At 62.9% G+C, this 12,944-nt stretch carries 15 protein-coding genes; 8 read left to right on the top strand and 7 right to left on the bottom strand.

Going from position 1 to position 12,944, the window contains the following annotated elements:
* Positions 1–2: 2 nt before the first annotated feature.
* The 3 genes from KVP70_RS04935 to mpl are packed head-to-tail and all read right to left on the bottom strand — an operon-like array spanning position 3 to position 2,538.
* Positions 3–599, bottom strand: a complete 597-nt coding sequence (locus tag KVP70_RS04935) for a chorismate--pyruvate lyase family protein (RefSeq protein WP_262311788.1) — start codon at positions 597–599, stop codon at positions 3–5.
* Positions 596–1,174 (bottom strand): YqiA/YcfP family alpha/beta fold hydrolase, encoded by a 579-nt coding sequence (locus KVP70_RS04930; protein ID WP_217940960.1) that lies wholly within the window; start codon positions 1,172–1,174, stop codon positions 596–598. The genes KVP70_RS04935 and KVP70_RS04930 overlap by 4 nt, the downstream gene beginning before the upstream one ends.
* Positions 1,171–2,538: a UDP-N-acetylmuramate:L-alanyl-gamma-D-glutamyl-meso-diaminopimelate ligase gene (mpl, locus tag KVP70_RS04925; protein WP_217940959.1), complete on the bottom strand. Its 1,368-nt coding sequence runs from the start codon at positions 2,536–2,538 to the stop codon at positions 1,171–1,173. The genes KVP70_RS04930 and mpl overlap by 4 nt, the downstream gene beginning before the upstream one ends.
* Positions 2,539–2,616: 78 nt before the next feature.
* On the opposite strand from mpl, the gene KVP70_RS04920 reads away from it, so the two are divergent.
* From KVP70_RS04920 to KVP70_RS04885, 8 genes are all read left to right on the top strand, one after another.
* Positions 2,617–3,258, top strand: a complete 642-nt coding sequence (locus KVP70_RS04920; protein ID WP_217940958.1) for a hypothetical protein — start codon at positions 2,617–2,619, stop codon at positions 3,256–3,258.
* Entirely contained in the window at positions 3,255–3,803 is a 549-nt protein-coding gene (locus KVP70_RS04915; protein WP_217940957.1) for a TlpA family protein disulfide reductase, read from the top strand. Before KVP70_RS04920 ends, KVP70_RS04915 begins: the two co-directional genes overlap by 4 nt.
* An 83-nt stretch (positions 3,804–3,886) precedes the next feature.
* Positions 3,887–4,324 (top strand): type II 3-dehydroquinate dehydratase, encoded by a 438-nt coding sequence (aroQ, locus tag KVP70_RS04910; protein WP_217940956.1) that lies wholly within the window; start codon positions 3,887–3,889, stop codon positions 4,322–4,324.
* An 89-nt stretch (positions 4,325–4,413) separates the two neighbouring features.
* Positions 4,414–4,872 carry an acetyl-CoA carboxylase biotin carboxyl carrier protein gene (accB, locus tag KVP70_RS04905; RefSeq protein ID WP_217940955.1) on the top strand — a complete coding sequence of 153 codons (459 nt, stop codon included), beginning with the start codon at positions 4,414–4,416 and terminating at the stop codon, positions 4,870–4,872.
* Positions 4,873–4,983: 111 nt separating this feature from the next.
* A complete protein-coding gene (accC, locus tag KVP70_RS04900) occupies positions 4,984–6,369 on the top strand; it encodes an acetyl-CoA carboxylase biotin carboxylase subunit (RefSeq protein ID WP_217940954.1) in 1,386 nt (461 codons plus the stop codon).
* Complete coding sequence (prmA, locus tag KVP70_RS04895) at positions 6,369–7,301, top strand: 50S ribosomal protein L11 methyltransferase (RefSeq protein ID WP_217940953.1); 933 nt, start codon at positions 6,369–6,371, stop codon at positions 7,299–7,301. The genes accC and prmA overlap by 1 nt, the downstream gene beginning before the upstream one ends.
* Positions 7,302–7,309: 8 nt before the next feature.
* Positions 7,310–8,770: a DUF3426 domain-containing protein gene (locus KVP70_RS04890; RefSeq protein ID WP_217940952.1), complete on the top strand. Its 1,461-nt coding sequence runs from the start codon at positions 7,310–7,312 to the stop codon at positions 8,768–8,770.
* Between the two features lie 9 nt (positions 8,771–8,779).
* Complete coding sequence (locus tag KVP70_RS04885) at positions 8,780–9,718, top strand: carbohydrate kinase family protein (protein ID WP_217940951.1); 939 nt, start codon at positions 8,780–8,782, stop codon at positions 9,716–9,718.
* Positions 9,719–9,858: 140 nt separating this feature from the next.
* On the opposite strand, the gene KVP70_RS04880 is transcribed toward KVP70_RS04885, so the two are convergent.
* The 4 genes from KVP70_RS04880 to KVP70_RS04865 form a co-directional block, all read right to left on the bottom strand.
* Positions 9,859–10,389 (bottom strand): YggT family protein, encoded by a 531-nt coding sequence (locus KVP70_RS04880; protein ID WP_332844101.1) that lies wholly within the window; start codon positions 10,387–10,389, stop codon positions 9,859–9,861.
* Positions 10,390–10,469: 80 nt separating this feature from the next.
* Positions 10,470–11,489 carry a hypothetical protein gene (locus KVP70_RS04875; protein WP_217940950.1) on the bottom strand — a complete coding sequence of 340 codons (1,020 nt, stop codon included), beginning with the start codon at positions 11,487–11,489 and terminating at the stop codon, positions 10,470–10,472.
* Between the two features lie 796 nt (positions 11,490–12,285).
* Positions 12,286–12,594 (bottom strand): hypothetical protein, encoded by a 309-nt coding sequence (locus tag KVP70_RS04870; protein ID WP_217940949.1) that lies wholly within the window; start codon positions 12,592–12,594, stop codon positions 12,286–12,288.
* 189 nt (positions 12,595–12,783) lie between these two features.
* A complete protein-coding gene (locus tag KVP70_RS04865; RefSeq protein WP_217940948.1) occupies positions 12,784–12,921 on the bottom strand; it encodes a hypothetical protein in 138 nt (45 codons plus the stop codon).
* Positions 12,922–12,944 lie beyond the last annotated feature (23 nt).

Below are 12,944 nucleotides of genomic sequence, written 5' to 3'. Positions count from 1 at the left end.
TGCTAGCTTCTGTTCGTTGTTATTCGTTTCAATTCCAGTACGGAAGGCAGAAACACTTCCGTCACCAGCAGAGTACCCTGACGGCGCCGATATAAACAGCGCCGTGCATATAATATGAGTTCTTCGCGCACTTGCTCCAGTTGCAGCGCCTTGCGCGCGCGCTGCGCCAAGGGATGTCCTTCCCGCAATCTTGCAAATTCCAAAACACCGCGCCGCACTTGCTGGTCGCCAAACAGGGTCGTCCCCAGCGAGCGCTCGCCCAGCGCGCTGAACAAGGGCCAGTCCGTGGCCGTGGCCGACATCGGCACCACCGTGTGCGCGAACACCACGGGCGTATTATCACACCGCAGCAGCACTTCCCTCTCCCACACGCGGCCGGGCCGGTGCATGCCGATCGCCGCCGCCTCGTCCGTCAGGCAGCGCGCCGTGGTCTGGTGCAGGCACTGCACGCGGAACGCCCGGCTATGATCCTTCAGCTTGGCGGTCAGCGAGCCGTCGGCCGTCAGCCACTGGCGGTAGGCGCGCGGCGCGTTCAGCGCCAGCACATGCGGCCGCCATTGCGTCTGCCGCAGCGAAGCACCGCGGGTGGACGCCGTCACTGCCTTGCCTCGATACCGCAAAACTCCAGCACAGACTCCACATAGTCGGGGAACGCGGAAATGGCGTGGTCGCTGCCTTCGATGACCAGCTGGCGCGCGCCCGCATAGTGCGCCACCATGTCGCGATAGTCCAGCACTTCGTCGCCGGTGGCGGCGATCAGGAAGTAGCGCTGCTGGCGCGTGACCGGGTTGACGGCCAGTGCACGCAGCTCCTCGATGTATTCGCGCTTGAACTCGAATGGCTCGTCGGAATGATATTGCGTGGTCACGCCGACGTGCTGGTCCAGGTCCTTGAGCGGCACGATGGCCGGATTGAGCAGCACGGCGCGGCAGCCGATACGCTCGGCCAGCCAGGTGGCGTAGTAGCCGCCCAGCGAGGAACCGACGATGGTCAGCTCGCTGGCGGGGATGCCCTCTATTAAAGAGAGCGCCAATTCCATCGCCTGCTTCGGCGAGGCCGGCAGCTGCGGGCAGATGAACTGGTCCGACAAACCCAGCGCCGCCATGCGCTCGCCCATCACGCGCGCCTTCATCGACTTCGGCGACGAGCGGAATCCGTGCAGATAAAGCATCATCGCGCCAGCGCTTCCAGGATCTTGTTGTGCACACCGCCGAAGCCGCCGTTGCTCATCACCAGGATCTGGTCGCCCGGTTGCGCGGCCTTGACGATGGCGGCCACCAGCACGTCGATGTCTTCATAGGCGCTGGCGATCTGGCCCAGTGGCGCCAAGGCGTCGCCCAGGCTCCAGCCCAGCGCCTGTCGGCTGCCGAAGCCGAACACCAGGTCGGCGTCCGACAGGCTGCCGGGCAGCGCATCCTTCATCGCGCCCAGCTTCATGGTGTTGGAGCGCGGCTCCAGCACGGCGAGGATGCGCTCCGCCTTGCCGATCTTCTGGCGCAGGCCGCCGACGGTGGTGGCGATGGCGGTTGGGTGGTGGGCGAAATCGTCATAAACAGTAATACCGTTTACCACGCCGCGCACTTCCATGCGGCGCTTGACGTTCTCGAAGGTGGCCAGCGACCGGGCCGCCTGCGCCACCGGCACGCCGACGTGGCGGGCGGCGGCGATCGCGGCCAGCGCGTTGGCGCGGTTGTGCTTGCCGGTCAGGCTCCACTCGACACGGCCGGCCACTTCGCCGCCGAAGATCACGTCGAAGCTGCCGTCATCGTATTCGTTCATCGTCCATTCGGCGCCTTCAGTGCGGCCGAAGCCTTCCTTCTCGCTCCAGCAGCCGCGCTTGAGCACGCGCTGCAGCGCCGCTTCGTCGGCGTTGTAGACAACCCGGCCGATGCCCGGCACGGTGCGCACCAGGTGATGGAATTGGGTTTCGATCGCGCCCAGATCGGGGAAGATGTCGGCGTGATCGTATTCCAGGTTGTTCAGGATCGCGGTCTTGGCGTGGTAGTGCACGAACTTGCTGCGCTTGTCGAAGAAGGCGGTGTCGTACTCGTCGGCCTCGATGACGAAGAAGATCGAATCCTTGTTCCCTTGCATGCGGGCCGAGACGCCGAAGTTCATCGGCACGCCGCCGATCAGGAAGCCGGGCGCGTAGCCGGCGTCTTCCAGTATCCAGGTCAGCATGGCCGAGGTGGTGGTCTTGCCGTGCGTACCGGCCACGGCCAACACCCATTTGTCTTTTAATATGTGGTCGCCGATCCACTGCGGGCCGGAGACGAACGGCAGGCCGCGGTTCATGATCTCTTCGATCAGCGGATTGCCGCGCGAAACCACATTGCCGATCACGTACAGGTCGGGCTTGAGCTCCACCTGTTCCGGGCCGAAGCCCTGTATCAGTTCGATGCCCTGGGCTTCCAGCTGGGTGCTCATGGGCGGATAGACGTTGGCGTCGCAGCCCGTCACGCGGTGGCCCGCTTCTTTTGCCAGGACAGCCAGGCCGCCCATGAAGGTGCCGCAAATACCGAGGATATGAATATGCATAGTGATCAAGACGACGAATGAATACGGGATTTTACCCGACCCGACGCCCTTTTCCCGGTTAAGAGTATTATCTCGTCCATGACGCCGAATGTTATCGAAGAAGTCCTGCTGCTGCGTGCGGAGATCGCCGCGGCCGCCGCACGCCTGATCGCCCAGGACGGCCTGGACTACAACGCCGCCAAGCGCAAGGCCGCCAGGCAGATCCTCGGCGACACCCAGCCGCCGCCCAACCTGCTGCCGGACAATGCCCAGATCGAGGCGGAAGTGCGGATCTACCAGTCGCTATTCCATGCCGACACCCAGCCCGCGCGCCTGTTCCGGCTGCGCACCCTGGCGGTCGACATCATGGACGGCCTGGCCGCCTTCCATCCCTACCTGACCGGCGCCGTCTTGAATGGCACGGCCGGCCCGCACGACGACATCCACTTGCAGCTGTTCGCCGACAGCGCCAAGGAGGTGGAGATCTTCCTGCTGAACCGCAATTTGCAAATCGACATCTCCGAGACGCCGCACTTCAAGGGTCCGCGCCACGGCTCGGTCGAAACCGTCAGTTTCATGTGGCACAAGGAAGGCGTGCACGCCGCCCTGTATGAGCTCGACGACTTGCGCGGTGCCGTCAAAACCCGCGGCGACGGCAAATTGATGCGCGCCGATATCGCCGCCGTGCGCACCCTACTAGTTAACAGTACTCACGAAAACCCTGATCAAGCTCAACCATGAACCAAAAACATCTCGCCGCCTATGTTGTTGTCGCTTTGCTATTCGGCGCCTCCGGCGCTTATGTCGGCATGAATAAAAAACCGCCGGCGCCGCCTATCACCACCACCCAGCCGGCCGGCGTCACCGGTCCGGTGGACGCCTTATATAAGCAGTCGCTGCCGGACGCGAAAGGCGTGTCGCAGTCGCTGGCCCAATATAAAGGCAAGGCCATGCTGGTCAATTTCTGGGCCCCTTGGTGCGGTCCCTGCGTGCAGGAGATGCCGGAGCTGTCGGCCCTGGCCGCCGGAGAAGAGGGTAAGAAGCTGCAAGTTATCGGAATTGGTATCGATTCGCCAACAAATATCGCCGAATTTAGCGACAAGTTCAAAATCAGCTACCCGGTCTTCGTGGCCGGCATGGCCGGCACCGACCTCTCGCGCTCGTTCGGCAACGGCGGCGGCGGCCTTCCCTACACGGTGCTGATCGGCGCCGACGGCCAGGTCAAGAAGACCTATCTGGGCCGCCTGAAGTTTGACGAGCTGCGCAAGGACCTCGCAACTCTGTAAATAGTTTTACAAGTTTTTTTCTCTTGCCAATGCCGGCGGTTGGCGGCAAAATGCGGAACTTTCGCGGAAAACGGTCCTGAACCATGGCAAAAAACCTCCTACTGCTCAACGGTCCCAACCTGAATTTACTGGGTAGCCGCGAGCCAGAGGTCTACGGCGCTAGCACGTTGGCCGACATCGAACACGCAGCCCAGGCGCAAGCCCAGGCAGCGGGCGCGAGCTTGTCCTGCTTCCAGAGCAACCACGAAGGGGCGCTGATCGACCGCATCCATGCCGCCAGAGCGGAAGGCGTGGACGCCATCGTCATCAACCCGGGCGGCCTGACGCACACCAGCGTGGCCCTGCGCGACGCCCTGGCGGGCGTGGCGATACCGTTTGTTGAAGTGCATATTTCGAATATTTTCCAGCGCGAGTCGTTTCGCCACCACTCTTTTCTTAGCGCGATCGCTATAGGTACTATTTGCGGACTGGGTATCGAAGGATATCGGTTTGCCATCGACTTCGTCCTTAAAAGGCGATAATCTACGCGATCTGCGCGCAATTTCGCGCGGTCCCGCCCAAAAGGCGCTACCGCTCATACTTACATAACAAAGACATTCCTGGGGGTTACATGGATTTACGCAAGCTGAAGACCTTGATTGATTTGGTCGCGGAATCGGATATCGCCGAACTCGAAGTGACCGAAGGCGAGAGCAAAGTACGTATCGTCAAGTCGTCCGCCATGCCGCAAAACCAGATGGTGATGATGCAGCCGCAAGGCATGCCGCAATACCACGCCGCCCCGCCCGCCGCACCTGCCGCCGCCCCGGTGGCCGCCGTCGCCGCCGAGCCGACCGGCCACGTGGTCAAGTCGCCAATGGTCGGCACCTTCTACCGCTCGTCCGCACCTGGCTCGCCGGCGTATGTCGAAGTGGGCGCCGTGGTCAAGGAAGGCGACACCCTGTGCATCATCGAAGCGATGAAGCTGCTGAACGAAATCGACGCCGACAAGTCCGGCACGATCACCCAGATCCTGGTCGAGAACGGCCAACCGGTCGAATTCGGCCAACCGCTGTTTGTGATAGGCTAAGACCGGCCAGCGCCCTCCCCATCGGTGACGGGCGCGCCGGCTTGGTCCGCATTCCCTCCTCTACCTGACGTTACCGGCTTGCCGGTGCTCACAGACCTACGCGAACCTATCATGTTTGAAAAAATCCTCATTGCCAACCGTGGCGAAATTGCCCTTCGTATCCAGCGCGCTTGCCGCGAAATGGGCATCAAGACGGTTGTGGTCCACTCGGAAGCGGACAAAGACGCCAAATACGTGAAGTTGGCGGATGAATCGGTGTGCATCGGCCCTGCGCCGTCGACGCTCAGCTACCTGAACATGCCAGCCATCATCAGCGCCGCCGAAGTGACGGACGCCGAAGCGATCCACCCGGGCTATGGCTTCCTGTCGGAAAACGCCGACTTCGCCGAACGCGTGGAAAAATCCGGTTTCGTCTTCATCGGCCCCCGCTCGGAATCGATCCGCCTGATGGGCGACAAGGTCTCCGCCAAGCAAACCATGATCAAGGCCGGCGTGCCGTGCGTGCCAGGTTCGGAAGGCGCGTTGCCCGATGATCCAAAGGCGATCGTGCAAATTGCGCGCAAGGTCGGCTACCCGGTCATCATCAAGGCGGCCGGCGGCGGCGGTGGCCGCGGCATGCGCGTGGTGCATACCGAAGCCGCGCTGATCAACGCCGTGGCGATGACCAAGACCGAAGCGGGCACCGCCTTCGGCAATCCGGAAGTCTATATGGAGAAGTATCTGGAAAATCCGCGTCACGTGGAAATCCAGATCCTGGCCGACGAACACAAAAACGCCGTCTGGCTGGGCGAACGTGACTGCTCGATGCAGCGCCGCCACCAGAAGGTCATCGAAGAAGCGCCAGCGCCGGGCATCCCGCGCAAGCTGATCGAAAAAGTCGGCGACCGCTGCGCCGAAGCCTGCCGCAAGATCGGCTACCGTGGCGCCGGCACCTTCGAGTTCCTGTATGAGAACGGCGAGTTCTACTTCATCGAGATGAACACCCGCGTGCAGGTAGAACACCCGGTCACCGAAATGATCACCGGCATCGACATCGTGCAGGAACAGATCCGCATCGCCGCCGGCGAGAAGCTGCGCTTCCGCCAGCGCGACGTGATGCTGTCCGGCCACGCCGTCGAGTGCCGCATCAACGCCGAAGACCCGTTCAAGTTCACGCCGTCGCCAGGGCGCATCACTTCCTGGCACGTGCCGGGCGGTCCGGGCGTGCGCGTCGACTCGCACGCCTATGCGGGGTATTATGTACCGCCGCACTACGATTCGATGATCGGCAAGGTGATCACCTACGGCGCCACCCGCGAGCAAGCGATCCGCCGCATGCAGATCGCGCTGTCGGAAATGGTGGTCGAGGGCATCTCGACCAACATCCCGCTGCACCGCGAGCTGATGGTCGACGCCCGCTTCATCGAAGGCGGCACCAACATCCATTACCTGGAACAAAAGCTGGCAGACATGCCGGACCTGCATAAACTGAGTTTGAGTAACAAGGCGCCACAATAATGAGCTGGACTGAAATCGTCATCGAAATCGCCCGCGACCACGCGGAAGCACTGTCGGAAGCCCTGATGGACGTGGGCGCGCTGTCGGTGTCCGTGGAAGACGCGGACGAAGGCACCGACGCGGAACGACCGCTGTTCGGCGAGCCGGGCATGGAACCGACCGAAGCGGCATGGGATCACAGCCGCGTGGTCGCCCTGACCAACGAGGACGACGACCAGGCCGTGATCGTGGCCGCCGCCGCCGGCCAGGTCGGCTTGACCACCCTGCCGAAGTTCACCACCCGCAAGGTGGAAGAGCAGGACTGGGTGCGTTTGACGCAGTCGCAGTTCGCGCCCATCCACATCGGCAAGAACATCTGGGTCGTGCCGAGCTGGCACGAAGCGCCGGACGCCAACGGCCTGATCCTGGAACTGGACCCAGGCCTGGCCTTCGGCACCGGCTCGCACCCGACCACCCGTCTGTGCATGGAGTGGCTGGAAGCGAATCCGGCGCCGGGCAAGACCGTGCTCGACTACGGTTGCGGCTCCGGCATCCTGGCCATGGTGGCCAAGAAGGTCGGCGCCGGCGAAGTGGTCGGCGTGGACATCGATCCGCAGGCGATCGAATCGGCGGCCGACAACGCGGTGCGCAACAAGTGCGAGATCGAGTACTTCCTGCCGGACAGCTTCGCGCAATCGAAGCATGCGACGCAGCGATTCGACATCGTGGTCGCCAACATTCTGTCGAGCCCGCTGAAACTGATGGCGCCGATGCTGTCGGGCCGCGTGGCCGACGGTGGCGCGCTGATCCTGTCCGGCGTGCTGGCGCGCCAGGCCGAGGAAGTGGCCGCCGCCTACGCCCCGTTCATCAAGCTGGGCGTGTGGGCTGAGCAAGACGGCTGGGTGGCGCTGCACGGCCGCCTCGGCAGCGATGTGGTCCCCGCGGCGCGCTAACCACAGCAATGGCGCTCGCCACCAAATGCCCCCACTGCAACACGATATTTCGGGTCGCCCATGACCAGTTGAAATTACGTGGGGGCATAGTGCGCTGTGGCTCCTGTAACGAAGTCTTTGACGGCAACGCGGCCCTGCTGGAGCCGCTCGCCGCGGCGCCCCCGGCGCCATCCCCCTCCCTGCTGCCAGACACCAAGCCCTTCGACCAGAAGATGGCCGCGCTGGACACCCGCGCCGCCGAAGTGCTGGGCAGCGACACCGCCGAACCCATCTACACGCTCGAGCTCGACACCGCGATGGACGCGGCCGAAGCGGTCGCGCATGCCGACGCGCCCGCCGCCGTCGAGCCCGAACCGCCGGCCGACGCCGGCCAGCCCGACGACGACGGCTACGACGACGAAGCGATCGCCACCAGTCCGCTGGCCTTGCCGGCCGAGCCGCCCGGCCTGCCACCCGCAGTGGAAGCCGCGCTGGATCTCGACCTCGACGTGGAGCCGGTCGCCGAACCTGCACCCGCGCCTGAACCTGAACCTGCCCTATCCTCCGCCCAGCAACCGCACTGGGATGCCGAACCCCATGCCGAGCCGTTCGAAAACGCGCTCAGCATCGAAGCCATATCGGATGAGGAACTGGAAGCCGCGCTGGAAGCCGAACTGGCCGTCATCGAGCACGATGCCGCAGAGCCCGACACCTCGCCGATCGCCTTCACCTCCATGCTGGCCGACGAGCGCCGCGAGCCGACGCTGGATGCGGCGCCGGTCGCCGCCAGCGCCGCCGCATCCATCAGCGAGGCCGAGCGCTTCAACGAGCTCGATGAAGTCGATGAGGAGGCGCTGGTGCAGCTATCCTCCGCCGGCCTGACCGAGGCCCAGGCCCAGGCCGTCCACGCGCACGCGCTCCTGCCGGACCAGCCCGTCACCGAAGAAGCCCCCGCCGAAGACGACGCCGAGGAACCCGGCTTCATCAAGCGCGACCGCCGCCGCCAGAAGTTCGGCAAGGCCGCGACCATCGCCATGAGCCTGGGCACGCTGCTGCTGCTGGCGACCCTGGCGGCCCAGGGCCTGACCACCTTCCGCAACCAGATCGCCGCCGCGCTGCCGCCGCTCAAGCCGGCACTGACGGCCGCCTGCAACGCGCTCGGCTGCAAGATCGAACTGCCGGCCCAGATCGACGACCTCGGCATCGAACAGGGCGAACTGCAAACCCTGAGCGAGACCACCTTCTCCTTCGCCACCCAGCTGCGCAACCAGAGCGCCACCGCGCAGGCCTGGCCGCACATCGAACTGGTGCTCGACGACGCCAGCGACAAGGCCGTGTTGCGCCGCGTGTTCACGCCGCGCGAATACCTGGGCGCCGACGTCGCGCTCGACAAAGGCTTTGCCCCGCACACCGAACAATCTGTCAAACTGTACTTCGAATTGAGCCAGCTGAAAGCATCCGGCTATCACATCGCAGTCTTCTATCCTTAAAGACCTATCATGACCCAGACCTCTTTGATTTGCGGCTCGATCGCAATCGACACCATCCTGCAATTCCCCGGCCGTTTCGACAGCATCCTGCTGGCCGACCAGCTGCACAAGGTCAACGTCTCCTTCCTGGCGCCGACCATGCGCACCGAGTTCGGCGGCTGCGCGCCCAACATCGCCTACAACCTGCGGATGCTGGGCGGCGAACCGCGCATCGTCGGCGTCATGGGCCAGGACAACAGCGCCTATATGGAGCGCTTCCGCAAGCTGGGCCTGTCCACCGACAACATCCTGATCAAGCCGGAAGCCTACAACGCCCAGTGCTTCGTCACCGCCGACGAAGACAACAACCAGATCAACGCCTTCCACCCCGGCGCCATGTCCTACGCGCACGAGAACGACATCGCCAAGGCCGGCCCTGCGGCGCTCGCCATCATCTCGCCGGACGGCCACCTGGGCATGAAGAAGCACGCGGTCGACCTGGCCAAGCTGCAGATCCCGTTCATCTTCGATCCGGGCCAGCAGCTGCCGATGTTCAACTGCGACGAGCTGATCGAGTTCATCGACCTGGCCACCTACGTCACCACCAACGACTACGAGATCGAACTGCTGATGGACCGCACCGGCCTGACCGTGCCGGACATCGCCAGCCGCCTGGAGGCGCTGATCATCACGCGCGGCGAAAAAGGTTCGGAGATTTACACCGGCGGCCAGCGCATCGAGATCCCGGCCGTGCCGGTGGCCGCGGCCATCGACCCGACCGGCTGCGGCGACGCCTATCGCGCCGGCCTGCTGTTCGGCATCACCAAGGGCTGGAAATGGGAAACCACCGGCCGCCTGGCCAGCCTGCTGGGCGCGATCAAGATCGCCAGCAAGGGCGCGCAGAATCACTCGCTGACGGCCGCCGAGATCGCCGACCGCTTCGAAGCCGCCTTCGGCTACCGCTACTAACCCGCACGGCGCGACGTCGGGGTCTGACCCCGCATGGGGTCAGACCCCAGCCTCACCGGGTTAAAGCGCCGCTCAATCAGCGCGCGCAAAAAAGGGCAGACCTCAACAACGGTCTGCCCTTCTGCTTTGGAGAGCGCGAATCAGCGTCCGCTGAACAGCATGCCCAGCACCAGCAGCGCGATCTGCAGCAGGATCAGCGCCACCAGCAGCGACAGGTCGAGGTTGCCAACCAGCGGCACCACGCGGCGCAGCGGCCGCAGCAGCGGCTCGTTGAGCGCGCGCACGAACGGCGCCAGCGGCGCATGCGGGTTCACCCAGCTGAAGATCGCCTCGATCACCAGCAAGGCCATGAAGCCGTACAAAATCCATTCCAGGAAGCGCTGGAAGGCCATCAGCAGCACCAGCGGCGTGGTCCAGCCGGCCAGATACATCACCGAGGTGGCCAGCAGCACGATCAGGAAGGCGCCGATCAGGCTGGCCCAGTCATAGCCGCCCACACCGGGCACGACGCGGCGCAGCGGGCGCACCAGCCAGTCCGACAGCTGGAAGGTAAATTGGGCCACCGATGCCGGTGGGCGGACACGGATCGCTTGCATCCAGAAACGTAACAACAAAGCCCCGCCCAACAGGGTGGCGATGGCGTCGACAATCAACTTAACGATACTGAGCACGAGTCCCCTCCAAAAAAAAACCGCTGTGTGATTGTCTCACACAGCGGCCCATTGCCTCAGCAGGCATCGAAGCTATTTAATTAGCTAGGACGGGTGCTGGTTGGGAACGGCCATGCCGCGGCCGGTGCCAACACGGTTTTTGCTGCAGGCGCGGCGGCCGGAGCTGGAGCGGCTGGCTTGGCGACAGCTTCCTTCTTCGGTGCGGCAGCCTTTTTAGGCGCAGCTTTTTTCGCGGCTGGCTTGGCAGCGGCAGGAGCGGCGGCTGCCACCACTGGAGCTGCGGCCGGAGCGGCTACCGGTTTAGCGGCGGCCTTCTTGGCGACTGGCTTTTTAGCTGCTGGCTTAGCGGCCGCTTTAACCGGCTTTTTTGCTGCTGGCTTAGCCGCGGCCTTTGCAGCCGGCTTGGCTGCTGCTTTTACCACTGGTTTTTTGGCGACAGCTTTTTTAGCTGCTGGTTTGGCGACTGCTTTAGCGGCTGGCTTGGCGGCCGGTTTGGCGGCGACTTTTTTCGCTGCTGGTTTAGCGGCTACTTTTTTCGCTGCTGGCTTGGCCGCTGCTTTTTTCGCTGCTGGTTTAGCGGCTGGCTTGGCTGCTGCTTTTTTAGCTGCTGGCTTGGCGGCGGCTTTGGCGACGACTTTTTTCGCTGCTGGCTTGGCGGCGACTTTCTTCGCTGCTGGCTTGGCTGCTACTTTTTTCGCTGCTGGTTTAGCGCTCGACTTCGCAGTCGAGCCTTTAGCGACGACTTTTTTCGCTGCTGGTTTAGCTGCTACTTTTTTCGCTGCTGGCTTGGCTGCTGCTTTTTTCGCTGCTGGTTTAGCGGCTGGCTTGGCTGCTGCTTTTTTAGCGACTGGCTTGGCGACAGCTTTTTTCACTGCTGGTTTAGCTGCTGCTTTTGCTGCTGGCTTGGCTGCTGGTTTAGCGACTGCTTTTTTCGCGACTGGCTTGGCAGCGGCTTTTTTTACAGCTGGTTTAGCGGCTGGTTTGGCGGCAGCTTTTGCTGCTGGCTTGGCGGCGGCTTTCGCTGCGACAGGCTTCTTCGCTGGGGCGGCGGCTTTAGCGGCCGGTTTCTTTGCTGCTGGTTTCTTTGCGGCTGTTGCCATTTTTAGTTCTCCTTCATCGGGGATGGGAAAAATTCATTACAAGATTTAAACCCGTCCGGCCCGGAATTAGGCCAGGCGAATTATTCATCGGCGCAAACGAACGACGGTTTGCGCTAATGAATTCGGCACCAGCTGAACTGCTGCAACCCCTCACGAGTGCAGCACTTCAGCCATCAACCTGGTCGCCGTCCGTGGCCGGTCGGCGCTCAGGTACAAAATCTTGTTGCGACGTTTTGCGGGTGGTCGGGCGTGTACTCAGCTCCATGGACCTACGTCGCAGACCAACACGGTTTTCGTTTTCAAACAAAAAACCGCCCAGCCCGAACCTAATCAGGCAAGACGGCTAAATAAAAACGGTGTGGTCTTGTGCATATCTGTGTGAATCTGTATCCCGTATCGCGATCATCTCAGCGGCGTGTGCGTCGTCAAATTTCTGCACACTTCAAAACACGCCTTTTCAATCTCGTAAAGTACACGAAAACCTTGTCGGTGCGCAACCAGCACGATAGATATTCACGCGCTTTTTTTCGCGTTAAGCGCTTCAACTCACATGCGCATGCCGATTCCGCATGCGCGCTTGCGTCGTCGCGCGGCGATGTGCGCGCTCAATCGAGTTCGAAAAAAACGTTCGCGGTGTCGCGCGAAAAAGGCGTGCTTCAAAGCGCGCCTTGTGCCGTCTGGGTTTCTGCGACGCTGCCGTCGCCGGCGAAAAATCCGCGCCACCCACTTCCGAATTCGAGAGCGCTTGCGCATCGCTTGCGCGCCGCCGTTACTCACTGTTTTAATTTCGTCGCGATTATGAGACAGAGTGCGGCGAATGGCAAGCACAATACTGCGGTGTGCGCCGCTGCTGGTGCGCTGCGCTGCGGATCGCGGCGCTGTTCGCGCATCGTGCGCGCGTGCGAGACGCGTCGCGCGATCGGATCACGCGCATCGCTCGTCGTCGTTTTTGCGGCGCGTTCATGTCGCCGGTGCAGCGCTTCTTCACGCGCCATCGATCACGTCGTTCGGCCACGCGCCGATCGGCCGTCAACTCGGCGACGCTGTTCTCGCGCACGCGCATCTCGCGCAGCGGGGCAGGCACGGAACCGGCGGCATTGATCAAGCGATGATTGTTTACGCTATTGAATCGCGGCGGCCAGTCGCCGCTGCGCTATGAGCCGTCTTCATACCGGCCTTCGTCGGCGCCAGCACGTTCGGATCGCTCCTCGTGGGCGCCGTGTGCCAACTGCTATCGCTGTCATGGCGTACGTCATCGTCACGGCGATCCATGCGCCTCCGTCATAGCGCTCGCTTAGTCACTTGCGTCGCCGATCTGCCATGTGATCGCGGCGTCTTCAATGCGGTCTTCAACATCTGCGACGACCACGCCAAAAAAACTTCGTAGCCGATGAGCTGCGACTGGTATCCGCGCCGCCACGATCAAGACCATCAGCCGCGCCATCGCCGCCGAAA

This window comes from Duganella violaceipulchra, from assembly GCF_019166075.1.
In the GTDB taxonomy this organism is placed as follows: Bacteria; Pseudomonadota; Gammaproteobacteria; order Burkholderiales; family Burkholderiaceae_D; genus Rugamonas; species Rugamonas violaceipulchra.
The sequence above is the reverse complement of the archived record's forward strand: the minus strand, read 5'-3'. Positions and strand labels throughout refer to the sequence as shown.